The organism is Actinosynnema sp. NPDC004786 (assembly GCF_053601135.1).
The window spans coordinates 1-25097 of sequence record NZ_JBSGBG010000033.1; the positions used below are offsets into that span (position 1 = coordinate 1).

Below are 25097 nucleotides of genomic sequence, written 5' to 3' on the forward strand. Positions count from 1 at the left end.
CGTGGTGGTGGGCGCGGTCGCGATGGCGGTGATCGCGTTCCTGCTGTTCCCCATGGTGGACAGCGGGAACGCGGCGTTGTTGACAGCGCCCAGGTCTGCGCCTCGACGTCACGCCCGAACAGGTGCTCGGGCGCGCTCGTCTCCAGGGTGAACCCGGCCCTCTCGTAGAGGTGCCGCGAGGCCGCCAGCCCCGCCACGGTCCACAGCACCACCCGCTCGTACCCGGCGCGGCGGGCGAAGGCGAGGCACTCGTCCACCAGCCGCCCGCCGATGCCCAGGCCGCGCGCGGCGGGCTCGACCAGCAGCAGGCGCAGCTTGGCGGTGCGGTCGTCCACCCGCACGCAGAAGACCGATCCGACCGGCTCGCCGTCGACCTCGGCGATCCACGCCGCCTCGCGGTCGGGCAGGTGGCGCTCCCCGAACTCGCCCGCGACCCGCGCCACCAGCGCCTCGAAGGTCCGGTCGAACCCGCACTCCTCCGCGTACCGCACGCCGTGGCGGTTCACCACCCACCCCAGGTCGCCGGGCCGCAACGGCCGCAGCAGGTACGCCCGGGGCGCGCCCGTGAGCAGCCGTTCCACCTTCCGCATGGACGCCACCAGCGCGTCCCGGTCCGAGGGCGGCACGCCGTCGAGCAGCTTGCCGATCTCGACGTCGGAACGGGCGTTCAACTCGGCGAACACCGACTCGCCGCGCGGGGTGAGGGCGACGACGTGGCGGCGCTGGTCGCGCTCGGCCGGCGTGCGGGTGACCAGGCCGTCGCGGTCGAAGGCGGTCAGGATGCGGCTGAGGTAGCCGGCGTCCAGGCCCAGCGCGGCGCGCAGGTCGGGGACCTCGCACGGCCCCGAGGCCAGCTCGAACAGCACCCGGGCCTCGGTCACCGAGTAGGGCGAGTCCAGGTAGCCGCGGTCCAGCAGGCCGATCACGCGGGTGTAGAAGCGGGTGAACCCGCGGACGTCCGCGACCGTCATCGTTGACTCCCTCAACAGAACCGTTGACGGAGTCAACCTATCCTCGGGGTCGGTAGACGGCCAGGGCGGCCGGCCGGGACCGGAACTCGAAGACCGCGCCGGTCGGCCCCACCTCGCCGTCCGTCGCGATCGCCACCTCGCCGTCGCGCAGCCGCACGTCCAGCCACCGCGTCTCCAGGTGCCGGTAGGTGCGGCTGCGGTGCAGGGACCCGAGCAGCGCGCCGAGGAAGAACCGGGCCCGCGAGAACCGGGTGTCGGCGCGGATGTACCGCACGTCCATCAGGCCCGCGTCGAGGGCCGGCCGCATGGTCGGCGCGAAGCCCTTCGGCCGGTACGGGCCGTTGCCGACGAACAGCATCCACACCAGGTGCGGCTCGCCGTTCAGCTCCACCCGCAGCGGCCGGGACGTGCGCAGCACGCGGGCCAGCGCGATCGCCGCCGCGGGCCACTTGCCCCACCGGTCCTGGAGCTGCTCGCGCAGCCGCACCATGTCCGGGTAGCCGCCGAGGCTCGCGGTGTTGACGAACCAGCGCGGCCCGGAGCCGTCCACCGACACCGCGGCCAGGTCGACCAGCACGGCGTCGCCGTCCGCGACGGCCCGCGCGGTGTCCGCCAGGCCCCGCACGCCCACGTCGCGGGCGAAGTGGTTCAGCGTCCCGGCGGGCACCAGGGCCAGCGGCAGCCGGTTCGCCGCCGCCAGCGCCGCGACCGCGGCCACCGACCCGTCACCGCCCGCCACCCCCAGCGCACGCGGAGCGTGATCGGCGATCACCGTGTCGAGATCCTCGATTCCCACGATCGTGGCCTTGGGCCAGGTGCGCAGCAGATCCTCGGTCGGGTCGTCCGCGCCCAGCCCGGCGCTGGGGTTCACCACGACCACCAGCCCCTCGCCGTCGACCAGGGCGTCCGCCGCGTGGTGCTCGCGCGCCGACGCGGGCTCGGTGCGCCCCAGCGGCCACCAACGCCTGGTCAGCAGGGCCGCGCCCGCCCCGATCGCGGCGCCCGCGGCCACGTCGGACGGCCAGTGCACGCCCGTGTGCACCCGCGAGTACGCCACCGCCGCCGCGACCGGCGCGACCGCCGCCGCCAGCGCGGGCGACTCCATCGCCACCGCCGTGGTGAACGCCGCCGCCGACGCCGCGTGACCGGACGGGAACGACGACGACGTGGGCCGACGGGTCAGCCGCCGGGGCACGAGCAGCAGGTCGGCGGCGGGCCGGCGGCGCGGGAACAGGCGCTTGGCCACGAGGCTCGCGGTGAAGCTCGCGCCGCCGATCGCGGCCACCCCGCGCAGCGCCGCGCGCCTGGTCACGCCCTTGCGCACGGCCAGCACGGCGGCGATCACGAGCCACAACGCGCTGTGGTTGGCGGCCCGGGACAATCGCTTCAAACCGGCGTCCACCGGTGAGGCGCGCAGCGCCGCGGAACGGCTCATCAGGGTCATGTCCAGGCGGTTCACTCGTCGGAGCACATGAGAACGTTATCCGCGAAAACGGCGTGACGCCCGATTGGATCACTGAGGAAAGCTCCGAATGCGCCTACTGTTGAGGGATGCAGCGGCGGATCTTCGGCATTGAGACTGAGTTCGGGGTGACCTGCACCTTCCACGGGCAGCGCAGGCTGTCCCCGGATGAGGTCGCGCGTTATCTGTTCCGCCGGGTCGTCTCGTGGGGACGCTCGTCGAACGTCTTCCTGCGCAACGGCTCTCGGCTCTACCTGGACGTGGGCTCGCACCCCGAGTACGCCACGGCGGAATGCGACGACCTCGCCCAGCTCGTCACGCATGACAAGGCTGGTGAGCGGATCCTCGAGGACCTGCTCGTCGACGCCGAGCGCAGGCTCGCCGACGAGGGCATCGGGGGAGACATCTTCCTGTTCAAGAACAACACCGACTCCGCGGGCAACTCCTACGGTTGCCACGAGAACTACCTGGTCGCGCGGGCGGGGGAGTTCTCCCGCATCGCCGACGTCCTGCTGCCGTTCCTGGTGACCAGGCAGCTCATCTGCGGCGCGGGCAAGGTGCTCCAGACGCCGCGCGGAGCGGTCTACTGCCTGTCGCAGCGGGCCGAGCACATCTGGGAGGGCGTGTCCAGCGCCACCACCCGGTCCCGGCCGATCATCAACACCCGCGACGAGCCGCACGCCGACGCCGAGCGCTACCGCAGGCTCCACGTCATCGTCGGCGACTCGAACATGTCCGAGGTGACCACGCTGCTCAAGGTGGGCAGCGCCAACCTCGTGCTGGAGATGATCGAGCAGGGCGTGCAGTTCCGCGACTTCAGCCTGGACAACCCGATCCGCGCCATCCGCGAGATCAGCCACGACCTCACCGGCAGGCGCACCGTGCGGCTGGCGGGCGGCAAGGAGGCGTCGGCGCTGGACATCCAGCGGGAGTACTACGAGCGCGCGGTGGAGCACGTGGCCAAGCGCGCGCCGGACCCCATGGCGGAGCGGGTGCTGGAGCTGTGGGGCCGCACGTTGGACGCGGTCGAGTCCGAGGACCTGTCCAAGATCGACCGCGAGATCGACTGGGCCATCAAGTACCGGCTGATGGAGCGCTACCAGGCCAAGCACGGCATGGACCTGTCCAACCCGCGCATCGCCCAGCTCGACCTCGCCTACCACGACATCCGGCGCGGCCGGGGCATCTTCGACCTGCTCCAGCGCAAGGACCAGGTCGAGCGGGTCACCGACGACGGCGAGATCGAGGCCGCCAAGGACACCCCGCCGCAGACCACGCGGGCCAAGCTGCGCGGCGACTTCATCGCCGCCGCGCAGGCCGCGGGCCGCGACTTCACCGTCGACTGGGTGCACCTGAAGCTCAACGACCAGGCGCAGCGCACCGTGCTGTGCAAGGACCCGTTCCGCGCCGTGGACGAGCGCGTGGAGCGGCTCATCTCCTCGCTGTAGGGCGAGCGGCGGACCCCGGGCCGAGGGCGGCCCGGGGTTTCCCCGGCCCGATTGACAAAACAGTTTTTTACGTACAGGATGATTTTTGCGATGAGAGACGTCCTGTACCTGGAGCAGATCGAGCAGGCCGAGGCGCTGCTCAAGCCGCAGCGCATCGAGGTGCTGCGGCAGTTGGCCGAGCCGAAGTCGTGCACCGAGGTGGCCGCCGCGCTCGACCAGACCCCGCAGCGGGTCTACTACCACGTGAAACGCCTGGTCGAAGCCGGTCTGGTGACCCGCGTGGACGAGCGGCGGGTGCGCGGCATCACCGAGGGCGTGTACCAGGCCGGCGCGCGGTCGTACTGGCTGTCGCCCGCGCTGGTCGGCCGGCTCGGGCTGCGCCGCGCGCAGGACGAGCTGAGCCTGGGTTACCTGCTGGACCTGGTGGAACGGGTCCAGGCGGACATCGCGGGCCTGGACCGCACCAGGCCCGAGCTGCCGTCGCTGGGGGTGTCGGGCGAGATCCGGGTCCGCCCCGACCAGCGGCAGCGGTTCTTCGACGAGCTGAGGACGACCCTGCAGGACCTGTTCAGCCGCTACGGCGGCGCGGAGGGCGACGCCTTCCGCCTGGCCGTGGCGTGCTACCCGAAGGAGGAGGAGACCGATGAGTGAGACCGTGGTCCTTCGCGCCCGCACCACCGCGCCCGTCGACCGGGTGCGCCGGGCCGTGACCGACGCCGCCGAGCTGCGCGCGTGGCTGGCCGAGCACGCGGCCGTGGAGCTGCCCGACCGGTTCGAGTTCTGGGGCCGCCACACCCCGGAGGGCGACGCGCCGCACCAGGTCCTGCGGCACGTGGACGAGCACTCGCTGCGGTTCGACTGGCACGTGGGCGGCGAGGACACCTCGGTCGCGATCGGCTGGTCCGCGACCGACGACGGCACCGTGGTCACGCTGTCGCAGAGCCACTTCCCCGGCTGGGAGGCGGCCGTCGCCGAGGTCGGCGTGCTCGGCTACCTCTACACCTACTGGTGCCTGGCGCTGGCCAACCTGGTCGACCACCTCGAAGGCCGCCCGCTCACCCCGAAGGTCGACTTCACCACGGTCGAGATGCGCGGCGAGGTGCTCATCGACGCGCCGGTCGCCGCGGTCGCCCGGTCCCTGGTCGACGCCGAGCAGTACTCCCGCTGGTTCGGCGCGAAGATCGACATCGAGGCGTGGGAGGGTGGCCGGGTCGCCATGGGCGGCTTCGACGCGAACCCGCAGCCCGCGAAGGTGGTCGACTTCGAACCCGACCGGCGCATGGGCATCGACTGGGGCGGCATGGTGTCGACCTGGGAGCTGGCCGAGTCCGGCGGCGGCACCCGGCTGACGTTCGTGCAGAGCGGGTTCGACACCGGCCGGCCGCCGTACGGGGCGTGGGCGGGCTGGCTGTCGGGCGTGGCCGAGCTGCGCCGCTACCACGAGCTGCCCGACTGGCGGCCGATCTGGCTGCGGCCGGACGTGCCCGGCCTGCCCGACGGCGTGCTCACCGGGAGCTGAGGCGGATCAGCTTCAGCTCCACGGCGGTCCGCACGGCCGCCGTCCGGGTGTCCACGCCCAGCTTCGCGAAGATCCGCACCAGGTGCGTCTTCACCGTCGCCTCGCTGATGAACAACGCCCTGGCGATCTCCCGGTTCGACAGGCCGCGGCCGAGGTGGTCGAGGATCTGCACCTCGCGGCGGGTGACGGCGGGCGCCTGCTCCGGCCGCAGCAGCCGGCGGGCGATGTCGGGCGACAGCACGGTCCGGCCCGCGGACGCCTGGCGGACCGCGGCCGCCAGCTCCTCGGGCGGGCAGTCCTTGAGCAGGTAGCCCGTCGCGCCCGCCTCGACCGCCCGCACCACGTCCGCGTCCGAGTCGTACGTGGTCAGCACCACGACCTGCGGCGGGTCCGGCAGCGCGCGGACGCGCCGGGTGGCCTCCACGCCGTCGATCCCCGCGCCCAGCCGCAGGTCCATCAGCACCACGTCCACGTCCCGCGTCGCGGCCAGCCGCACCGCGTCCTCGCCCGTGGCCGCCTCGGCGACCACCTCGAAGTCGCGGGCCAGCAGCCCGGCCAGGCCGAACCGGACCACCGGGTGGTCGTCCACCACCAGCACCCGCAGCCGCCCGGTCACGGCGTCGGCACGCTCACGGCCAGCGCCGTGCCCTCGCCCGGCGCGCTCTCCACCGTCATCGTGCCGCCCAGCTCGGCGACCCGGTCGCGGATCGCGTCCAGCCCGTAGCCGCGCCCCGGCTCGGGGCGGACCGCCGCCGGGTCGAACCCGCGGCCGTCGTCGCGCACGTCCAGCGTCACCGCGTCGCCCAGGTACGTCAGCGTGACCACGGCGGTGGTGGCGTCGGCGTGCTCCCGCACGTTGGCCAGCGCGCCCTGCGCGACCCGCAGCAACGCCACCTCCACCGGCACCGGCAGCGGGTACGGCTCGCCCTCCACCTCGACCCGGTCGCACAGGGCGCGCAACGCCCCGGTCAGCGTGCGGCCCTGCAACGGCGACAGGTCGCGGACGAACCGGCGCGCCTCGGCGAGGTTGTCCCTGGCCACCTCGCGGGCCCGGGCCGTGTCGCCCAGCTCCAGCAGCAGCACGATGCTGGACAGGCCCTGCGCCAGCGTGTCGTGGATGTCCCGCGCCAGCCGCTGCCGCTCCTCCAGCGCGCCCGCCCGGCGCAGCAGGCGGCGCCGGTCGAAGAACACCGCCGCGGTGATCACCGCGACCCCGACCGGGCCGAGCACCAGGCTCGGCTCCACCACGTCGGCCAACCGGACCTGCGCCGACACCACCGCGACCGTCAGCACGGCGGCCAGCGGGACCACCACCCGCGGCCGGAGCTGCCGCAGGCACTGGAAGAACAGCGGGATCGCGCACCAGCCGAAGCTCGGGGCCGCCCACGACACCACCAGCCACAGCGCCAGCACGGCCGGCAGCGCGGCCGTCCACCGCACGCCGAACGGGTAGGCCACGCCCAGCAGGACGGCCGTGACCAGCACGGCGGGCGCGACGCCGTGGTACGCGACGTACCGCGCCGCCGACGCCGTCAGCAGCACGTAGAAGCCCGCGTGCATCGCCCGGTGCAGCCACACGGGGCCGACCCTAGGCCAGGCCGCGGCGCGCGGGGTCAACCGATGGGTTGAACCCGGTTCAACCGGAACCACCAGGTCGCGGCGGCGCGGGGCGGCGAGGCTCGAACCCGGAAGGAACCGGACGAGGAGGGTGTGGCGATGCGCAGGACCACGATCGCGGTGCTGGTGGCGGTGTCCCTGGCGGGCGCCGGCGGGTACGCGGTGGCCGACCAGCAGCACGGGCGCAGCCGGGTCGCGGTGCGGACGGCGACGACCATCACCGTCGACGCCGCCGTGCGGGCGGCCCGGGCGGCGCTGGACGCGGCCGAGAAGGAGGGGCAGCGGGTCACCGTCGCCGTGGTGGACCGGGGCGGCGACGTGGTCGTGCTGCTGCACGGCGACGGCGCGGGGCCGCAGACGGAGGAGTCGGCGCGGCGCAAGGCGTTCACGTCGGTGTCGTTCAACGCGCCGACGTCGGAGCTGGCCGGGCGGGTGACCGGCGCGGGCGCGACGCTGCGGGACATCCCCGGCACGTTGTTCCTGGCCGGTGGCGTGCCCGTGGTGGCGGACGGCACGCCGGTCGCGGGCATCGGGGTCGGCGGCGCGCCCAGCGGGGACCTGGACGAGCGCTTCGCCCGGGCCGGCCTCACCGCGATCGGCGGCTGACCGGTCGGCGGCGGTCGGGAGCCGCGACCGGCCCCGACCGCCCCCGACCGACCCACCCCCACCGGCCTGACTCGGACTTCACCGCGCGACCGGACATCGGCTGATCAATCGTTTTCCCTGCTCAGGACATCGCAGAGCCACCTGACCCGGAATGCGGCACCCCTCGGCAATCGGCTGAATGGACCATTCACCCGCGTTCCGGACGGGGACGGCGTCATCCGGCGTTCGTCCGGGGTTAGGGTTCCGGTGTGGCCATCGCACGTGCCGAACGGCTCGTCAACCTGGTGCTGTGCCTGCTGTCGACCCGGCAGTACCTGACCGCCGAGCGCATCCGCGCCATCGTCCCCGGCTATGCCGACGCCCCGACGGACGAGGCGTTCTTCCGCATGTTCGAACGCGACAAGACAGAGCTGCGCGACCTCGGCGTGCCGCTGGAGACGGGCCGCAGCGCGGGCTTCGACGCGATCGACGGGTACCGCATCGCCCGCCGCGACTACGAGCTGGGCGACATCGACCTGGAGCCCGACGAGGCCGCCGCCGTGGCCCTGGCCGCCCGGCTGTGGGACTCGCCCCAGTTCACCGGCGCGGCCCACGGCGCGCTCATCAAGCTCCGCGCCGCGGGCGTGGACGTCGACCAGGACGTGCACGTGCCGGTCGAGCCGAAGGTCCGCACCACCGAACCGGCGTTCCCGCCGCTGCTCGCGGCCGTGCGGGAGGGGCGCGTGGTCGAGTTCGACTACCGCCGCCCGGCCCCGGTCGAGGTCCGCACCCGCACCGTCGAGCCGTGGGGCGTGGTCGCCTGGCGCGGCCGGTGGTACCTCGTCGGGCACGACCGCGACCGCGACGCGCCCCGCTGCTTCCGGCTGTCCCGGATCGTCGGCGACGTGCGCGCCCTGGGCAAACCGGGCGAGGTGCGGTCCCCCGAGCAGTTCGACCTGCTGTCGTTCGTGGTCCGCAACCAGCCCGCCGGCGACCAGGCGCCCGCCACGGCGCGCCTGTGGGTGGCCAAGGGGCGGGCGCAAGGGGTGCGCCGGCGGGCCCGCGTGCTGGGGGAGCGGACGTTCGACGGCGAGCCGGGCGACCTGCTGGAGATCGAGCTGCGGTTCCCCGACTCGGCGGCGACCTGGATCGCGGGCTTCGGCCCGGACGTGGTGGTGCTGGAGCCCGAGGTGCTGGCCAAGACGGTGCGGGAGAAGCTGCTGGGCGCGCTGCGCGGTGCGGGGGTGCGCGCGTGAACGCCGCCACCGACCGGCTGCCCCGGCTGCTCGCCCTGGTGCCCTACCTGCTGGCCCGCCCCGGCATCCCGATCGACGAGGTCGCCGCCGACTTCGAGGTCACGCCCAAGCAGATCCGCAAGGACCTCGAACTGCTGTGGATGTGCGGCCTGCCCGGCTACGGGCCGGGCGACCTGATCGACCTGTCGTTCGAGGGCGACACGGTGACCGTGACGTTCGACGCGGGCATGAGCAGGCCGCTGCGGCTGACCGCCGCGGAGGCGACGTCGCTGCTGGTGGCGCTGCGCGCGTTGGCCGAGACGCCCGGCGTCGCCGACCAGGCCGCGGTGCAGCGCGCGGTGGCCAAGATCGAGGCCGCGGTCGGGCAGGCGCAGCCCGCCGGCGTGGCCGTGGGCCTGGCCCTGCGCGAGGCCCCCGAGACCGCCCGCGTGCGCGACGCGGTGTCGGACGGCGTCCGCCGCGGTCGCGCCCTGCACCTGCGCTACTACACCCCGTCCCGGGACGAGGTCACCGAACGCGTCGTGGACCCGATGCGGATGCTGCTCGTGGACGGCCGCGGCTACCTGGAGGCGTGGTGCCGCGCGGCGGACGGCGTGCGGTTGTTCCGGCTCGACCGGATCGACGCGGTGGACGTGCTGGACGAGCCGGCCGCCCCGCCGCCCCACGCGACGCCCACCGACACCTCCGAGGGGCTGTTCCAGCCCGACCCGTCGCAGCGCACGGCCGTGCTGGTGCTCGAACCCGACGCCCGCTGGGTGGCCGAGTACTACCCGACGGACGGCCTGGTCGAGCTGCCCGAGGGCCGGGCCAGGGTGCTCATGCGGTACGCCGACACCGCCTGGATGGTCCGGCTGCTGCTCGGCCTGGGCGGCGAGGTGCACGTGGAGCAGCCGCCCGACCTGGTGGCGGAGGTGGCCCGGCAGGCGGAGGCGGCGTTGCGCCGGGCGGATCACCTCCCGGCAACCTAGGGCAAGTACGGTGGGTCCCGTGCCGTACTTGCCGATCCTGGTGTTGATCGTCCTCGGGGTGGTCGTGCTGGTCCTGACCGCGTTCCGGGTCATCGGGTCCTTGCGCCGCTTCCGCGCCGCCAGCAGTCTGGTGGGTGACAGGGTCGGCGACGGCGTCGGTCTGCTGCGGGCGCGGTTCGCCGCGCTCGGGGTGGCCGTCGCGCAACGGCGTCCGGATCACGCCCGCCAGGGCAAGCCCCGCGTACCATCGGTGGACCGGGGGAGACAGGAGGACAACGGTGCCTAACCTCGGACCTACCGAGCTGATCATCATCGCCGTGGTGATCATTCTGCTCTTCGGCGCGAAGAAGCTGCCCGACATGGCGCGCTCCCTCGGCCGTTCCGCGAAGATCCTCAAGGCCGAGACCAAGGGTCTGCGCAGCGACGACGAGCCGCAGCAGCAGGCCGCCCAGCAGACCGCCGTGCCGCAGCCCGCGCCGCAGCAGCTGCCGCCGGCCCAGCCGCAGGTGGTCCAGCAGCCGGTCGCCCAGCAGCCCGTCGTCCAGCCCCAGGTCGCGCAGCCCCAGGTGGCCCAGCCGCAGCCGGTGCAGCCGCAGGTGGCCCAGCCCGTCGAGCAGCCCGCGCAGAACAAGCAGAACACCAACTAAGCCGCGTCAACGAGAGCGTAAGGACGGTCCGCACGGTGGGGGCAAGTCCGGCCCGGTGGTGGGCCCAGCGCCGGGAACGCCGCAAGATCACGAGTCGTCGGGGCAACCCGGACGGCACCATGTCGTTGAAGGACCACCTCTACGACCTCCGGCACCGCCTGGGTCTGGCGCTGCTGTTCATCGTGCTCGGCGCGATCTTCGGCTTCATCTGGTGGGACGTGCGGTTCTTCGGCCTGCCGGACCTCGGGGCGATCGTGGTCGACCCGTACTGCGGGATCCCGGAGACCCAGCGGCTGACCCAGGCGGGGCAGGGCTGCCAGCTGCTCCAGACCAAGCCGTTCGAGGTCTTCATGATCCGGCTGAAGGTCGGCGCCGGCGCGGGCATGGCGCTGACCGCGCCGCTGTGGCTGTTCCAGGTGTGGCGGTTCATCTCGCCGGGCCTGTACGCCCGGGAGCGGCGGTTCGCCATCGTGTTCGTGGCGTGCGCGTCCGTGCTGTTCGTGGCGGGCGCCACGCTGGCGTTCTACGTCGTGCCGCAGGGCCTGGCGGTGCTGGTGAGCTTCGGTGACGAGCAGTTCATCACCGCGCTCACGGCGGGCGAGTACGTCAGCTTCGTCATGGCGCTGCTGCTGATCTTCGGCGTGAGCTTCGAGCTGCCGCTGATCGTGGTGATGCTCAACCAGGTCGGCGTGCTGAGCTACGAGAAGCTGAACAAGTGGCGGCGCGGCATCGTGTTCGGCCTGTTCGTCTTCGCCGCGTTCGCGACGCCGGGCACCGAGCCGATCTCGATGGTGGCCCTCGCGGTCGCGCTCGTGCTGCTGTTCGAGGTGGCCATCCAGATCGCCCGGGTGCACGACCGCCGGGTCGAGCGCCGGCGGAAGGCGGAGGGCCTGGACGAGCTGCCGGACGACGTGGCCGCGCCGTTCGACTACACGCCCTCGGTCGTGGAGGATCCGTCACCCGATCCGGTGCCGAGTTCGGGCACGCAGCCCACGCCGGAGCCTCCGGGGCGGGTGCGCTATGACGACGTCACCTGAACGGAACCGCTCGATCGGGTGAAGCCTTTGTAGGCTTCCCGACCATGTCGACGTCAACGCGGGCGGCCCTGCTGGTGTGCCCCGCCTCGGGCAAGGGCAGGGCCGCGCGCATGGCGGGCACCGTCGCCGAACGGCTGCGCGCCGTGGTCGACCGGCTCGACCTGCACGTGGGGGCGACCGCCGAAGGCACCGCCGAGGCCGCGCGCCGCGCCGTGGACGACGGCGTGGACGTGCTGGTGGTCCTCGGCGGCGACGGCGGCGCGCACCTCGCCGTGCAGGCGTGCGCCCAGTCGCCGACCGCGCTCGCCGTCGTGCCCGCCGGCACCGGCAACGACCTGGCCGGCGCCCTGGGCACCCACTCGGTGGACGACGTGGCCCTCGCCCTCGCCGGCGGCGCCCGTCGCACCCTCGACCTCGGGCGCGTGGAGGGCGGCCCCTGGTTCGCCACCGTGCTCTGCGCGGGCTTCGACTCCGCCGTCAACGAGCGCGCGAACGCGATGCGCTGGCCCGCCGGACCGCGCCGCTACGACCTGGCGATCCTGGCCGAGCTGGCCGCGCTGCGCCCCCGCCGGCTCACCGTCGAGACCGACGACGACGTGCTGGAACTGGACGCGCTGCTGATCGCGGTCGGCAACACCACCAGCTACGGCGGCGGCATCCCGGTGTGCCCCGACGCCGACGCGACCGACGGCCTGTTCGACCTCACCGTGGTGCGCGCCGCGCCGCGGCGCACCCTGCTGCGGATGCTGCCCACGCTGCGCACCGGGCGGCACGTCGACCACCCGGCCGTGCGCACCCTGCGCGCCCGGTCCGCGCGCCTGTCCGGGCCGCCCTGGACCGCCTACGCCGACGGCGAACGGCTGTCGGCCGTGCCGCTGACCACGACGTGCGTGCCGAACGCCCTCACCGCCGTCACCGGTGGTGGCTGAGCACGTCCCGCCTGCGCCACGACGCGTGCGGCTCGGACGTGCCGCGGTCCCACAGCCACCCGGCCACCGCCAACACCCCGTCGGCCGCGGCCAACGGCGTGTCGTGCGCCGACTCGACCGTCTCGATCTCGTGCCTGCCGCAGTCCCGGATCGCGTCGCAGCGGACCGAGATCTCGCCCTCCACCTGCCACGGCGGCGGCGGGGAGACCACGTCGCGGTGCGGGTCGCGCGGCAGCGACACGTGCACCCGGAACGCCACCTCGTCGATCTCGGCCAGCGCCGACAGCCCGGCGTAGGGCGCGCCGGGCAGGTGGTCGAACACCAGGCCGGTGCCCGGTCTGCCCAGCCGGACCGCCAGCCGCTCGACCCGCGCGCCCGCCCGCCGCAGCCGGTCCAGCACGGGGTCCACGTCGACCAGGTCCGGGAACACCCACCGGAGGTCGCCCTCCGCCAACGGAATCGCCTCCACGTCGGACGAGTGTGCCGCACCCCGAGTACCGGTGGTCTTTATAGCTTCAGTGTTGATTAAAAGAAGCTCGTCCGATCCCGGTGCGGATCTGAAGCGATTTTGTCGGCCCCGTGTGACAGCCTGGACAGGTGTCAAGCACTTCGCGGTCTCCCGCCGACTCGTACGCGGACTTCCGCCGCCGCGCCTCCCGGCCCAGGCTGGCCGACTTCCTGGGGGTCCTCTCCTTCGAACTCGACCCGTTCCAGCAACGCGCCTGCGAGGCGCTGGAGGACGGGCACGGCGTGCTGGTCTGCGCGCCCACCGGCGCCGGCAAGACCGTCGTCGGCGAGTTCGCCGTGCACCTCGCGCTGTCCGAGGGCAGCAAGTGCTTCTACACGACACCGATCAAGGCGCTGTCGAACCAGAAGTACGCCGACCTCGTCGCCCGCTACGGCGCCGGCAAGGTCGGCCTGCTCACCGGCGACACGTCGGTCAACGGCGACGCGCCCATCGTCGTCATGACCACCGAGGTGCTGCGCAACATGCTCTACGCCGGCTCCTCCACCCTCACCGGCCTCGCCTACGTGGTGATGGACGAGATCCACTACCTGGCCGACCGGTTCCGCGGCCCGGTGTGGGAGGAGGTGATCCTGCACCTGCCCGAGTCCGTCCGCCTCGTCGGCCTGTCCGCCACCGTCAGCAACGCCGAGGAGTTCGGCGAGTGGCTCGTCGAGGTGCGCGGCGACACCACCGTCGTCGTGGACGAGCACCGGCCCGTGCCGCTGTGGCAGCACATGCTCGCCGGCGGCCGCATGATGGACCTCTTCGCGGGCGACGGCCCCGACGGGCACAACCGCATCAACCCGCAACTGCTGCGCCACACCGACGACCTGTCCCGCTTCCACGTGCCGTGGAGCCGCGGCCGCAACAACAAGGACCAGCGCGGCCGGCCACCCCGCGGCTCCGGCTTCAAACCGCCGTCCCGCGTCGACATCGTGCAGCGGCTCGACGGCGCGGGCCTGCTGCCCGCCATCGACTTCGTCTTCAGCCGCGCCGGCTGCGACGCCGCCGTCACCCAGTGCGTCCGCGCCGGCCTGCGCCTCAACTCCGCCGACGAGGTCGAGCAGATCCGCGAGGTCATCGAGGAGAAGACCAAGGACCTCCCGCAGGGCGACCTCATGGTGCTCGGCTACTGGGAGTGGCGCGAGGCGCTGGAACGCGGCATCGCGAGCCACCACGCCGGCCTGCTGCCCGCGTTCAAGGAAACCGTCGAGGAGCTGTTCGTGCGCGGCCTGGTCAAGGTCGTGTTCGCCACCGAAACCCTCGCGCTCGGCATCAACATGCCCGCCCGCACCGTCGTGCTGGAGAAGCTCGTCAAGTACAACGGCGAAGCGCACGTCGACCTCACCCCCGGCGAGTACACCCAGCTCACCGGGCGCGCCGGGCGGCGCGGCATCGACGTCGAGGGCCACGCCGTCGTCGTGTGGCAGCCCGGCGTCGACCCCAAGGCCGTCGGCGGCCTCGCCTCCACCCGCACCTACCCGCTGCGGTCCTCGTTCCGGCCCGGCTACAACATGGCCGTCAACCTCGTCCACCAGCTCGGCGCGGCCGCCGCCCGCGACCTGCTGGAGCAGTCGTTCGCCCAGTTCCAGGCCGACCGGTCGGTGGTCGGCCTGGCCCGCCGCATCGAACGCAACCGCGAGGCGCTCCAGGGCTACGCCGAGGCCATGACGTGCCACCTCGGCGACTTCACCGAGTACGCCTCCCTGCGCCGCCGCGTCGCGGAGCGGGAGAAGGCGCTGGTCCGCCAGAACACCTCCGCCAAGCGCGCCGAGGCCGCCGCGTCGCTGGAACGGCTGCGCAAGGGCGACGTGATCGCCGTGCCGTCCGGCCGCCGGTCCGGGCTCGCCGTCGTGATCGACCCGGGCCTCGAACCGCTCGGCGAGGCCCGGCCGTTCGTCGTCACCGAGGACCGCTGGGCCGGGCGGCTGTCGTCGGCGGACTTCCCCGTCGCCGTCGAGGTGCTCGGCAAGATGCGCCTGCCCCGGCAGGTCGACACCCGGTCCCCGAAGTCCCGGCGCGACCTGGCCGCGTCGCTGCGCGCCACCGGCATCGTCGCGCCCGCCACCCGCCGGCGTCGGTCCAACGCCGACGACGACGCGGAACTGGCCACCCTGCGGCGGGCGTTGCGCGCACACCCGTGCCACGCCTGCGAGAAGCGCGAGGAGCACGCCCGCTGGGGCGAGCGCCACCACCGGCTGCTCGCCGAGACCGAGCAGGTGGAGCGCAAGGTCGCCGCCACCACCCACTCGCTGGCCCGCGAGTTCGACCGCATCCGCGGCCTGCTGCGCGAACGCGGCTACCTGCACGCCGAGGAGAGCGGCCCCGGCGAGGAGGTCACCGCCCACGGCAAGCGGCTCGCGCGGCTCTACAGCGAGTCCGACCTGCTGGCCGCCGAATGCCTGCGGCACGGCGTGTGGCGCGACCTCGACCCGGCCGAACTGGCCGCCGTCGTGTCCGCGCTGGTGTACGAGGCCCGGCGCGACGGCCCGCTGGAGACGCGGCTGCCGCCCGGCAAGGTGTCCGACGCGTTGACCGCCACCGCCCGGCTGTGGGCCGAGCTGGAGGACGACGAGCGCCGGCACCGGCTCGACCGCACCCGCCAGCCCGACCCGGGGTTCGCGTGGGCGGTGTACCGGTGGGCGCGCGGCGAGTCGCTGGAGAAGGTGCTGTCCGCCGCCGAGGAGAACGGCGCGGAGCTGGGCGCGGGCGACTTCGTCCGGTGGTGCCGCCAGGTGATCGACTTCCTGGACCAGATCCGGGACGTCGTCGGAGGGGGCGATCCGGTCGGCGCGGCCGCCCGGAAGGCGGTCGACGCGCTGCGCCGCGGGGTGGTGGCGATGGCCACCGTTTGACAAAGCTTTGCGGGGCGGGTGCGTACGGTGCGCACTCCTGTGGTTTGATCGCGCCCGCAAGCCGTGAACAGCTTGTCCAGACCGTTCCAGACCTACCGTCGGAGGCCGAGCATGACCAGTCCGTACGGACCGTCCGGAGGGAACGACCCGCAGCAGCAGTGGGGCCAGCAGCAACAGCCCTACGGCGGTGGGTACCCCGGCACGCCGTCGGGTGGTTTCCCCGCTCAGCAGCCCAACCCCTACGGGCAGCCTGACCCGTCGCAGCAGCAACAGCAGTGGGGTCAGCAGCAGCCGTACCCGCAGCAGTACCCCGGCGGATACGACCCGAACAACCCGCAGTCCAACCCGTACGGGCAGCCGCAGCAGAACCCGTACGGGCAGCCGGGGCAGTTCGGCCAGCCGGGCCAGCCGGGGCCGTACGGGCAGCAGCCGGGGCCGTACGGGCAGCCCGGCCAGTACGGCCAGCAGCCGCCGCAGAAGAAGTCGAGCGCGGTGCTGTGGGTCGTGGTGGCGCTGGTCGTGCTGGTGGTCGCCGCCGTCGGGATCACCGGTTTCGTCACGCCCGGGTTCTTCAACACCAAGGTGTTCGACCAGACGGCCGTGCAGAACGGTGTCGTCGGGGTGCTGAAGGACGACTACAAGATCTCCGACGTGGAGGGCGCGACGTGCCCCGCGGAGCAGGAGGTCAAGCCGAACACCACGTTCGAGTGCACGGTGAAGGTCGGCGGCAAGGACAAGAAGGTCAAGATCACGGTGAAGACCGAGGACGGCGAGTACGAGGTCGGCCAGCCCGCCGGCTGACCCTTCGTCCCACCGGGGCCACCCGCGCTGATGGCGCGGGTGGCCTCGTCGTACCCCGCTCTTGCCGTCTTGCCGTCTTGCCGTCCTGGCGGCTTCGCCCCTCGCCGCCTCTGCTCGCCGCCTCCGCTTCTGCCTCCGCTTCCGCCTCCGCAGTCCGCTCTTCGCTGCCGCTTGGCGACCGGGTGGCCCGGGTCCGTCGTCGCCCGCGCTCCCCGCGCTCCCCGCGCTCCCCGCGCTCCCCGCGTGACCGCCGGTTGTGACCAAAACTCGTTAGCGAAGCAAGCGATCTGTCGGGCACCATGCGGAGGTGACCGACCACGACATCCGCGTCCTGGACGACTCCCAGTACCGGACCGCCCACACCCTGTTCCGCGGCACCCTGCACCACCCGCCGGCCCCGGACGACACGTGGAAGTTGGCGCAGGAGTCGTACGAGGAGGGCCGCGCGCTCGGCGCGTTCGCCGACGGCGAGATGGTCGGCACCGTCCAGTCCTTCCCCTCCCACCTGGCCGTACCCGGCGGCGGCGTGGTGCAGCACGGCGCGGTGAGCCGCGTCGGCGTGCGCGCCGACTGGACGCGCCGCGGCGTGCTGAGCGCGTTGCAACGCGCCCAGCTGCGCAATATGCGCTCGACGGGCGACGTGGTCGCCACCCTGCGCGCCTCGGAAACCGCCATCTACGGCCGCTACGGCTACGGCGTCGCCACCAGGTACCGGTCCCTGACTATCGACCGCCGCCGTGCCGCCCCCCGCACCCACCCCGTCGGCCGGGTGCGCCTGGTCGAGAGCGAGGTGGGGGAGCGGATCGCGCGCGAGCTGTTCGACGACCTCTCCCCGCGCCGGCCGGGCACGATCTCCCGCTGGCCCGCGTGGTGGAGCCTGAACTTCCGCCGCTCCACGGCCGAGGACAACTACCGCATGGCCGTGCGCTCGGCGTCCCCCGGCGCGCCGGACGACGGCTACGTCGTGTTCAAGGTCGTACCCCGCGACTACGGCTCCAGTGACAGCAAGCCGACCACCCTCGCCGTCACCGACCTGTGGGCCCGCACCGCCGAAGCCTGGGCCGACCTGTGGCTCTTCGTCCTCGGCATCGACCTGGTCGAAAAGATCACCGCCCACGGCCGCCCGCTCGACGAACCCGTGCCGTGGCTGCTGGGCGACCGCCGAGCGTGCCAGGTGGCCGACGAGGACGACGAGACCTGGCTCCGCCTGCTCGACGTCCCGGCCGCCCTGGCTGCTCGCACGTACCGCCCGGCCGAGCCCGTGGTGATCGGCGTGCGGGACACGTACCTGCCGGACAACGCCGGCTCGTACCGGATCGCGCCGGACGGCGTGACGCGGGTGGACGACGCGCCCGAGCTGGTGCTGGACGTGGACGTCCTGGCCTCCACGTACCTGGGCGACGTGTCGTTCACGACCCTCGCCGAGACCCGACGCCTCGACGTCGTGGACCAAGCCGCGTTGGAGCGTGCCGACGCGCTGTTCGCGGTGCCCCAGGCGCCGTGGTGCGGCACGTACTTCTGACACGCCACCACACACCGGCTTGCCCACGCGGCTGTTCGCCCGCACCAACGCGTTCAGCGAGCACCCGCACCGGCGTGGCCGCGCCGCCAGCCTGCACATGCGCCCGCCTGCGGTCCACCGATCTCGCAGCCGGTCGATCCCACAGCGCCGGTGGGTTCCGCTGACAGGGCGGGCCGCGACCGGTGGGGCGCGTCGTGCTGCGAGCGGTGTGCGGTCCGGTGGTTAGCGGCGTTCCAGCGCGGCCACCAGCCGGGGCAGTGAGCTGCCCAGGCCCCAACGGCGCGTCAGCTCGGCGACCCGGTCGGGGTCGACGGGTGCGGTGGGCACGGGGTCGGGGCGGTCCATGACGACCTTCGCGTCGGTCGCCACGTTGACTACGGTCGGCGCGACGGCGAGGTAGTCCTGGGCGTTGAGCAGCGCGGTGCGGGCGCGGGCGGTGAGCTTGCGGTCGCGGCCGTCGTGGACCGCGTCGAGCACGGCTTGCAGGGAGCCGAACTCGCTGATCAGCTTCGCCGCCGTCTTCTCGCCGATGCCGGCCACGCCGGGCAGGCCGTCCGACGGGTCGCCGCGGAGCACCGCCATCCCGGCGTACGCCCGGCCGGCGTCCTGCACGGGCAGCGCGTACTTGGCGGCCAGCTCCTCCGGCCCGAGCAGCTCGGCCTTCGCCCAGCCGCGGCCGAGGTAGAGGACGCGCACCGGGGTCGGCTCGTCGCGGACGACCTGGAACAGGTCGCGGTCGCCCGTGATCACCTCGACCGGGTCGGTGGTCTCGCGGGCGGCGAGGGTGCCGATGACGTCGTCGGCTTCGTAGCCGTCGGCTTCGGCGGTCGCGATGCCCACCGCGTCGAGCACGTCGAGGATGATCGGGACCTGCGGGGTGAGGGTGTCGGGGACGTCCTCCTCGCCGTCGACGCCCTCGGCGGCGACGCGGTGGGCCTTGTACGACGGGAGCGCGGCGACGCGGAACTCCGGGCGCCAGTCGGCGTCGAGGCACGCGACCAGGCGGCTCGCCTTTCGGTCGGTGATGACCTTGGCGATCGTGTCGACGAACCCGCGCACCGCGTTGACCGGGGTGCCGTCCGGTGCGGTCATCGACTCGGGCAGCGCGTAGAACGCCCGGAAGTACAGGCTGGCGGCGTCCATCAGGACCAGCGGGTTGCTCACCCTGGACAGCTTGCCAGAGAGCACCGACGGGGCGGGTCGCTCGGCTCGGTCCTGTGGATAACTCCCGATGTGGGCGGCGGCGAGGTCAGCGGTGAGCCCGGTGGCGGCGGGGAGAGCGAGGGTGGCGGGGAGCCCAGGGGTGGCGGGGAGAGCGGGGGTGGGGAGAAAGCGGGAGGGGCAGGTGCGGGGTGGGGGTGAGGGGGTGGGGAAGGGATGAGGGAGGGGAGTGGGTGGGCGGGTTGTGGGTGTGGGAGGTGGTTGGCGCGGCCTCGTTGTTCCAACCGACGTTCGAGGTTGTGGGAAACGGCGTTATTTTTCATGGCAATTCGGTGACACGGCCAAGATCACCCATTGGGGTGACGGGGTGTGGAGTGTGTGAGAAGGGGAGGAAGGGGTGCCGGCCTGGGGAAAGAGTGCTGTGGTGGTCGGATGTGGCGTGCGGCCGGTCGGGCACCACTAGGCTTCACTTCCATGTCGACCCAAGTCGTGCCCGGCGACGTGGACGCCCTGCGCGCCCGCCTCGACCGGGCTGCCGCAGCGGCCGCCGTGGCCGGTGTGGACGCGTTGCTCATCTCGCCCGGCTCGGACCTGCGGTACCTCCTCGGCGCGGGCGGGACGTCGTTCGAGCGGTTGACGTGTTTGGTGGTGCCCGTCGGCGGGGTTCCGGTGTTGGTGGTGCCGAAGCTGGAGCACCCCGGCTACGCGCACACCCCCACCGCCGAACTGGGCGTCGAGGTGGCCACCTGGGTGGACGGCGAGGACCCGTACGCGCTGGTCAAGAAAGCCCTGAAGGGCAACCGCACGGCGGTGTCGGACATGATGCCCGCGCTGCACGCCCTCCGGCTCCGCGACGCCCTCGACGGCGACCAGGTGCTGGCCGGCCCGATCCTCCGCGAACTCCGCATGCGCAAGGACGTCGCCGAGGTGGCGTCCCTGCGCGCGGCCGGCGCGGCGATCGACCGGGTGCACGCGCGGATGGGGGAGTGGTTGCGGCCCGGGCGGACGGAGGCCGAGGTCGGCGCGGACATCGCCGCCGCGATCGTGGCCGAGGGGCACGCGTTGGCCGAGTTCGTCATCGTCGGCTCGGGGCCGAACGGGGCGTCGCCGCACCACGACGTGTCCGACCGGGTGATCGAGGCCGGTGACGTGGTGGTCGTGGACATCGGCGGCCCGCTGGCCGACGGCTACAACTCCGACTCCACCCGCACGTACGTGCTGGGGGAGCCGCGCGACGCCGACGTGTGGGAGACCTACGCCGTGCTCCAGGCCGCGCAGCGGGCGGCGGTCGAGGCGGTCCGCCCCGGCGTCACGTGCGAGGCGGTGGACGCGGCCGCGCGCGACATCATCGCCGACGCCGGGTTCGGCGAGTTCTTCGTGCACCGCACCGGCCACGGCATCGGGCTGGACGTGCACGAGGACCCCTACATCGTCGGCGGCAACGACCTGCCGATCGAGCCGGGCATGGCGTTCAGCGTCGAACCCGGCATCTACCTGCCCGGCCGGTGGGGCGCGCGGATCGAGGACATCGTGATCGCGACCGCCGACGGCGTGGAGAGCGTCAACAACCGACCGCACGAGCTGGTGGTGTTGCCCGCGTGACGAACCTCGAGCCGACAGACCGGGCGATCCTGCGGGAGCTGGCCGCCGACGGCCGGTGCAGCTTCACCGACCTCGCCGAACGGGTGGGGCTGAGCGTGTCGGCCGTGCACCAGCGGGTGCGGCGGCTGGAGCAGCGGGGCGTGGTGCGCGGTTACGCGGCGCGGCTGGACGGCGACGAGATCGGCCTGCCGCTGACCGCGTTCATCTCGCTGACCCCGATCGACCCGGCGGCCCCGGACGACTACCCGAAACGGCTGGAGCACCTGCCGCAGATCGAGGCGTGCTACTCGGTCGCCGGCGACGCCTCCTACGTGCTGCGGGTGCGGGTGGCGTCGCCGACGGCGCTGGAGGAGCTGCTGCGGCAGATCCGCGAGGTGGCGAACGTGTCCACCCGCACCACGGTCGTGCTGTCCACCCCGTACGAGGACCGGCCGCCCGCGGTCTGACCCCCGCTAGTCGACCGGGTCGGCGGGGATCGCGTCGTAGGCGGCGCGGACGCGGGCCGACGCGTCGTCGGCGAACCCCACGTCGAACCCCACGTCGAACCCCACGTCGTCGATGCGGGACACGCCGACCACGCCGATCGAGTTGGCCAGGAACGCGCCCCGGTAGCGGCCGACGTCGGCCAGGCGCACCACCTCCCGGCGGGACGGCAGCTCCCGTTCGAGCAGCCGCATGGTGATGCCGTGCAGCCAGTCGGCGCGCGGCCACACCACGTCGTCGCCGTCGAGGAACCCGATGTTGGCGACCGCGCTCTCCACCACCACGCCGTCGGTGGTGAGCAGGGCGTCGTCGTACCCGGCCCGCGCGGCCCGGTCGCGGTGGTGGAGCTGGCCGAACCCGCCGAGGTGCTTCACGTGCGGCAACGGGCGCGTGTAGGCGACGGACATCAGGCGTTGCGGTGTCGTCGGCGGCGGGGTGGGCGGGCGCACGGCGACCATCACCGACGGCTGGTCGAGGCCGAACACGACCACGCGCACGGCCGCGTCGCGCACGTCGTCGCGCAGGGCGTGCGCGATCAGCCGGCGGACGCGGTCGCCGTCCAGGCCCGTGCGGTACAGCTCGCGGTGGGCCCGGTCGAGGCGGCGCAGGTGCAGGTCGAGGCCCTTCACCCGGCGGTCGCGGACCTGCATCGCGGTGAAGTGCCCGTAGTTGGCCAGCAGGCCGGTGGCGAGCCGGTCGGTGGTCGGCGGGCCGCCGTCGATCTCGATCCTCAGCACGGGACCGACCGTAGCGTGGCGGGAATCGAGGGTCGGCGGTCGTTGCCGCCGGCGCGGGCGGCGGAGAGGGTGGGCGGTGTGGAACGCGAGGTGCTGGTGGTCGGGTACGACGGTGCGGCGTTGACCGACATCGCGGGCCCGGCGGACGTGTTCGCCGGCGCGAACCGGGCATGTCGGCCCGAGAGCGGGGCGCGGCAGGCCGAGGGAGCGGCGCAGGGCGGCCACGGGCCGGCGTCGGCCGCGGGCGGGGTTCGCCGGGCCGAGGGCGGGGTGCGGGGTGGCTACCGGGCGGCGTCGGCCGAGAACCAGAGCGAGGGTGGGGCGCGGGGCGGGTACCGGGTGCGGTTGGCGGGCCTGGGCGGCGGGTTCGAGGTGACCGGCGGGTTGCGGGTGGAGGCGGAGGACCTGCGGGAGGTGTCCGGCGGGGTGGACACGCTCCTGGTCGTCGGCGGCTTCACGTTCGCCGAGGCGGCGCGGGACGTGGAGTTGCTGGGCCACCTCCGCCGGGTCGCGGCGGGCGCGCGCCGGGTGGCCAGCGTGTGCACGGGCGCGTTCGTGCTGGCCTCGGCGGGCCTGCTGGACGGGGCGCGGGTGACCACGCACTGGGCCTACTGCGACCGGCTCGCCGCCGAGCACCCGTCGCTGCGCGTCGTGCCGGACGCGATCTACGTGCGGGACGGGCGGCTGGTCACCTCCGCCGGCGTCACGGCGGGCATCGACCTCGCCCTGGCGCTGGTGGAGGACGACCACGACGCGGCGCTGGCCCGGCTGGTGGCGCGGTGGATGGTGGTGTTCCTGCAACGCCCCGGCGGCCAGTCGCAGTTCAGCGTGCGGTCGCGGGTGCCGCCCGTGCGGGAGCCGGGGCTGCGGGCGGTGCTCGACGCGGTCGCCGACGACCCGGCGGCCGGCTGGACGGTCGACGGCATGGCCCGCCGCGCCGCGATGAGCCCCCGCCACTTCGCCCGGGTGTTCCCGCGCCGGGTCGGCGTGTCGCCCGCCCGGTACGTGGAACGGGTCCGGGTCGAGGCGGCGGCGGGCCTGCTGGAGTCGGGTGACGAGGGGCTGGACGTCGTGGCCCGGCGCTGTGGTTTCGGCTCGGCGGAGACGCTGCGCCGCGCGTTCCTGCGGGTGCTCGGCGTGACGCCGGGCGGTTACCGCGACCGGTTCCGCACCACGGGTGCGGCGTGAGCGAAGGGGGATCGGACATGGACGTCGCTTTCGTGCTCTACCCGCGGATGACCGCGCTGGATTTGGTCGGGCCGTACGAGGTGCTGGCCCACCAGCCGGAGGTGACGGCGCACTTCGTCGCCGCCTCACCCGACCCGGTGATCACGGACGCGGGGTTGGCGCTCGTGCCGACGACCACGTTCGCCGCGTTGCGCCGCGCCGACGTGCTCGTGGTGCCGGGCGGCGCGGGCTGGGCGGAGGTGCTGGCCGAGGGGGTGGTCGCCGACTGGGTGCGCGCGGTGCACCCGACCGCCACCTGGACCACGTCGGTGTGCAGCGGCTCGACGGTGCTGGCCCAGGCGGGCCTGCTGGACGGCCGTCCCGCGACGACGCACTGGGCGTTGCGGGACGAGCTGGCCGCGCTGGGCGCGGTGGTGAGCACCGACCGGGTCGTCGTGGACGGGTCCGTCGTCACCGGCGCCGGGGTGTCCGCCGGGATCGACCTGGCGCTCGCCCTCGTCGGCCTGATCTGGGGCGACGAGCGGGCCCGGTTCACCCAGCTGTTCATCGAGTACGACCCCGACCCGCCCTACGACGCCGGGTCGCCCGAGCGCGCGCCCGCCGACCTCGTCGCCTTCGCCCGCGGCGTGCTCACGGGGCGCTGACCGGGTCACCGCGACCAGCACGGCGGGCCGCCCGCCGTGCTGCCGCAGCTCCGCGACCGCCAACCCGGCCAGCGCGAGCACCGAGCCCTCCCCGAACCGCACGCCGGCCACCTCCAGCTCGCCGCCGACCACCACCACGAACGCGTCGCGCCACTCGTCGGGGTCGTAGGGCAGGGATCCCGTCACGACGACCACGCGGACGTCGAAGCTCACAGCGACGGGGGGAGGCCGAAGAGCGGGAACCGGTCCGAGGGGAACGTGATCACCTCGGCGATCCCGTCGCCCTCGACGCGCAGCACGTCCAGCGACACCGGCTCGAAGCGGTCCGCGCCGGGCTTGCGGACGTAGTTGGCGAGGGCCGGCTGCCGGTTCGCCCGGGTCTCCAGCACCTTCCACTCGCCGAACGCGTCCGGGCCCACCATCACCGGCGTCCACAGCTCGACCAGGACGTCGCGGCCGACGTGCCACTCCGGCTGCGGCGGCATGGTCCAGGTGACGTCCTCGCGCAGCGCCGCGGCCATCAGCTCCATGTCGCCGCGCTCGGTGGCCTCCACGATCCTGCGGACCACGGCCTTCTCGCGCGGGTTCGGCTCGCCCGACCAGTCGGCCCGCCGCGGCGGCAGGTGCTTGCGCAGGGTGACGCGGGCGCGTTGCAGGGCGCTGTTCACCGCGGGCACGGTGTCCTCCAGCAAGGCCGCCGTGTCGCTCGCGGGCCAGCCGAGGACGTCCCGCAGGACGAGCACCGCCCGCTGCTTGGCCGGCAGGTGCTGCACCGCGGCCAGGAACGCCAGCTCGATCGTCTCCCGCGCCACCACCTCGGCGTGCGGTTCGGCGTCGAGGAGGGCGTCGGGGAACGGCTGCAGCCACGGCACGTCGGCCGCGGGCATCTCCTCGGTCGTGGTGTGCGGGGGCCTGCGGTCGATCGCGTCCAGGCACGCGTTGGTGGCGATCCGGTACAGCCAGGCGCGGAACGACGAGCGCCCCTCGAACGTGTCGCGGGCCCGCCACGCCTTGAGGAACGTCTCCTGCACCAGGTCCTCGGCCTCGTCGAACGAGCCGAGCAGCCGGTAGCAGTGCACCCGCAGCTCGTGCCGGTACCGCTCGGTCTCCCGGGAGAAATCGACCGCCATCCGCGCATCCTCGCTCATGCTCACCCT

Annotated in this window: 25 protein-coding genes; 17 read left to right on the forward strand and 8 right to left on the reverse strand. The window is 73.7% G+C overall.

Annotation, left to right across the window (positions count from 1 at the left end):
• The coding region (locus tag ACWEFJ_RS26025; protein ID WP_449715338.1) for a GNAT family N-acetyltransferase at nucleotides 1–971 on the reverse strand (971 nt) is incomplete at its 3' end.
• A gap of 37 nt (nucleotides 972–1008) precedes the next feature.
• Entirely contained in the window at nucleotides 1009–2415 is a 1407-nt protein-coding gene (locus tag ACWEFJ_RS26030) for a bifunctional phosphatase PAP2/diacylglycerol kinase family protein (RefSeq protein WP_378091233.1), read from the reverse strand.
• Between the two features lie 107 nt (nucleotides 2416–2522).
• On the opposite strand from ACWEFJ_RS26030, the gene pafA reads away from it, so the two are divergent.
• The 3 genes from pafA to ACWEFJ_RS26045 all read left to right on the forward strand — a co-directional run bounded on the left by pafA (nucleotide 2523) and on the right by ACWEFJ_RS26045 (nucleotide 5400).
• Complete coding sequence (gene pafA, locus ACWEFJ_RS26035; RefSeq protein WP_378091174.1) at nucleotides 2523–3881, forward strand: Pup--protein ligase; 1359 nt, start codon at nucleotides 2523–2525, stop codon at nucleotides 3879–3881.
• Between the two features lie 90 nt (nucleotides 3882–3971).
• Nucleotides 3972–4532, forward strand: coding sequence for an ArsR/SmtB family transcription factor (locus tag ACWEFJ_RS26040; RefSeq protein WP_449715339.1), 561 nt, complete (start codon nucleotides 3972–3974; stop codon nucleotides 4530–4532).
• Nucleotides 4525–5400, forward strand: coding sequence for an SRPBCC family protein (locus ACWEFJ_RS26045; protein ID WP_378091179.1), 876 nt, complete (start codon nucleotides 4525–4527; stop codon nucleotides 5398–5400). The genes ACWEFJ_RS26040 and ACWEFJ_RS26045 overlap by 8 nt, the downstream gene beginning before the upstream one ends.
• Here ACWEFJ_RS26045 and ACWEFJ_RS26050 read toward each other — a convergent pair.
• Both ACWEFJ_RS26050 and ACWEFJ_RS26055 read right to left on the reverse strand, forming a co-directional pair.
• Nucleotides 5387–6016 (reverse strand): response regulator, encoded by a 630-nt coding sequence (locus ACWEFJ_RS26050; RefSeq protein WP_449715340.1) that lies wholly within the window; start codon nucleotides 6014–6016, stop codon nucleotides 5387–5389. The genes ACWEFJ_RS26045 and ACWEFJ_RS26050 overlap by 14 nt on opposite strands.
• Nucleotides 6013–6978 (reverse strand): sensor histidine kinase, encoded by a 966-nt coding sequence (locus ACWEFJ_RS26055; protein WP_449715341.1) that lies wholly within the window; start codon nucleotides 6976–6978, stop codon nucleotides 6013–6015. Before ACWEFJ_RS26055 ends, ACWEFJ_RS26050 begins: the two co-directional genes overlap by 4 nt.
• A 138-nt stretch (nucleotides 6979–7116) precedes the next feature.
• Here ACWEFJ_RS26055 and ACWEFJ_RS26060 point away from each other — a divergent pair, with 138 nt between their 5' ends.
• The 7 genes from ACWEFJ_RS26060 (at nucleotide 7117) to ACWEFJ_RS26090 (ending at nucleotide 12439) form a co-directional block, all read left to right on the forward strand.
• Nucleotides 7117–7623, forward strand: coding sequence for a GlcG/HbpS family heme-binding protein (locus ACWEFJ_RS26060; protein ID WP_449715342.1), 507 nt, complete (start codon nucleotides 7117–7119; stop codon nucleotides 7621–7623).
• A gap of 248 nt (nucleotides 7624–7871) precedes the next feature.
• Complete coding sequence (locus ACWEFJ_RS26065) at nucleotides 7872–8858, forward strand: helix-turn-helix transcriptional regulator (RefSeq protein ID WP_449715343.1); 987 nt, start codon at nucleotides 7872–7874, stop codon at nucleotides 8856–8858.
• The gene (locus tag ACWEFJ_RS26070) at nucleotides 8855–9826 is read left to right on the forward strand and encodes a helix-turn-helix transcriptional regulator (RefSeq protein WP_378091189.1); all 972 of its coding nucleotides are present in this window, start codon (nucleotides 8855–8857) and stop codon (nucleotides 9824–9826) included. Before ACWEFJ_RS26065 ends, ACWEFJ_RS26070 begins: the two co-directional genes overlap by 4 nt.
• A gap of 19 nt (nucleotides 9827–9845) precedes the next feature.
• Complete coding sequence (locus ACWEFJ_RS26075; RefSeq protein WP_378091191.1) at nucleotides 9846–10112, forward strand: bacteriophage holin; 267 nt, start codon at nucleotides 9846–9848, stop codon at nucleotides 10110–10112.
• A gap of 34 nt (nucleotides 10113–10146) precedes the next feature.
• Nucleotides 10147–10473, forward strand: a complete 327-nt coding sequence (gene tatA, locus ACWEFJ_RS26080) for a Sec-independent protein translocase subunit TatA (protein WP_378091193.1) — start codon at nucleotides 10147–10149, stop codon at nucleotides 10471–10473.
• A gap of 119 nt (nucleotides 10474–10592) precedes the next feature.
• Nucleotides 10593–11510: a twin-arginine translocase subunit TatC gene (gene tatC, locus ACWEFJ_RS26085; protein WP_378091235.1), complete on the forward strand. Its 918-nt coding sequence runs from the start codon at nucleotides 10593–10595 to the stop codon at nucleotides 11508–11510.
• Between the two features lie 44 nt (nucleotides 11511–11554).
• Complete coding sequence (locus ACWEFJ_RS26090) at nucleotides 11555–12439, forward strand: diacylglycerol/lipid kinase family protein (protein ID WP_378091195.1); 885 nt, start codon at nucleotides 11555–11557, stop codon at nucleotides 12437–12439.
• Here ACWEFJ_RS26090 and ACWEFJ_RS26095 read toward each other — a convergent pair.
• Complete coding sequence (locus ACWEFJ_RS26095) at nucleotides 12423–12908, reverse strand: hypothetical protein (RefSeq protein WP_378091197.1); 486 nt, start codon at nucleotides 12906–12908, stop codon at nucleotides 12423–12425. The genes ACWEFJ_RS26090 and ACWEFJ_RS26095 overlap by 17 nt on opposite strands.
• Before the next feature lie 128 nt (nucleotides 12909–13036).
• On the opposite strand from ACWEFJ_RS26095, the gene ACWEFJ_RS26100 reads away from it, so the two are divergent.
• The 3 genes from ACWEFJ_RS26100 (at nucleotide 13037) to ACWEFJ_RS26110 (ending at nucleotide 18125) form a co-directional block, all read left to right on the forward strand.
• Nucleotides 13037–15802 (forward strand): DEAD/DEAH box helicase, encoded by a 2766-nt coding sequence (locus tag ACWEFJ_RS26100; RefSeq protein WP_449715344.1) that lies wholly within the window; start codon nucleotides 13037–13039, stop codon nucleotides 15800–15802.
• Between the two features lie 111 nt (nucleotides 15803–15913).
• On the forward strand, nucleotides 15914–16603 hold the full coding sequence (locus ACWEFJ_RS26105; protein ID WP_378091201.1) for a DUF4333 domain-containing protein: 690 nt from the start codon (nucleotides 15914–15916) through the stop codon (nucleotides 16601–16603).
• A 307-nt stretch (nucleotides 16604–16910) separates the two neighbouring features.
• Nucleotides 16911–18125 carry a GNAT family N-acetyltransferase gene (locus ACWEFJ_RS26110; protein WP_449715345.1) on the forward strand — a complete coding sequence of 405 codons (1215 nt, stop codon included), beginning with the start codon at nucleotides 16911–16913 and terminating at the stop codon, nucleotides 18123–18125.
• 222 nt (nucleotides 18126–18347) lie between these two features.
• On the opposite strand, the gene ACWEFJ_RS26115 is transcribed toward ACWEFJ_RS26110, so the two are convergent.
• Nucleotides 18348–19289, reverse strand: coding sequence for a 5'-3' exonuclease (locus tag ACWEFJ_RS26115; RefSeq protein WP_449715346.1), 942 nt, complete (start codon nucleotides 19287–19289; stop codon nucleotides 18348–18350).
• 471 nt (nucleotides 19290–19760) lie between these two features.
• Here ACWEFJ_RS26115 and ACWEFJ_RS26120 point away from each other — a divergent pair, with 471 nt between their 5' ends.
• Nucleotides 19761–20888 (forward strand): M24 family metallopeptidase, encoded by a 1128-nt coding sequence (locus ACWEFJ_RS26120; RefSeq protein ID WP_449715347.1) that lies wholly within the window; start codon nucleotides 19761–19763, stop codon nucleotides 20886–20888.
• Complete coding sequence (locus ACWEFJ_RS26125; RefSeq protein WP_378091209.1) at nucleotides 20885–21334, forward strand: Lrp/AsnC family transcriptional regulator; 450 nt, start codon at nucleotides 20885–20887, stop codon at nucleotides 21332–21334. Before ACWEFJ_RS26120 ends, ACWEFJ_RS26125 begins: the two co-directional genes overlap by 4 nt.
• A 6-nt stretch (nucleotides 21335–21340) precedes the next feature.
• Here ACWEFJ_RS26125 and ACWEFJ_RS26130 read toward each other — a convergent pair whose 3' ends face one another.
• Nucleotides 21341–22108: an aminotransferase class IV gene (locus tag ACWEFJ_RS26130; protein ID WP_449715348.1), complete on the reverse strand. Its 768-nt coding sequence runs from the start codon at nucleotides 22106–22108 to the stop codon at nucleotides 21341–21343.
• A gap of 78 nt (nucleotides 22109–22186) precedes the next feature.
• Between ACWEFJ_RS26130 and ACWEFJ_RS26135 the strand changes: the two genes are divergently transcribed.
• Nucleotides 22187–23296: a GlxA family transcriptional regulator gene (locus tag ACWEFJ_RS26135; RefSeq protein WP_449715349.1), complete on the forward strand. Its 1110-nt coding sequence runs from the start codon at nucleotides 22187–22189 to the stop codon at nucleotides 23294–23296.
• Nucleotides 23297–23313: 17 nt separating this feature from the next.
• Entirely contained in the window at nucleotides 23314–23940 is a 627-nt protein-coding gene (locus ACWEFJ_RS26140) for a DJ-1/PfpI family protein (RefSeq protein WP_378091215.1), read from the forward strand.
• A 209-nt stretch (nucleotides 23941–24149) separates the two neighbouring features.
• Here the strand turns inward: ACWEFJ_RS26140 and ACWEFJ_RS26145 are convergent, their stop codons facing one another.
• On the reverse strand, nucleotides 24150–25094 hold the full coding sequence (locus ACWEFJ_RS26145; protein ID WP_378091217.1) for an RNA polymerase subunit sigma-70: 945 nt from the start codon (nucleotides 25092–25094) through the stop codon (nucleotides 24150–24152).
• Between the last annotated feature and the right edge of the window lie 3 nt (nucleotides 25095–25097).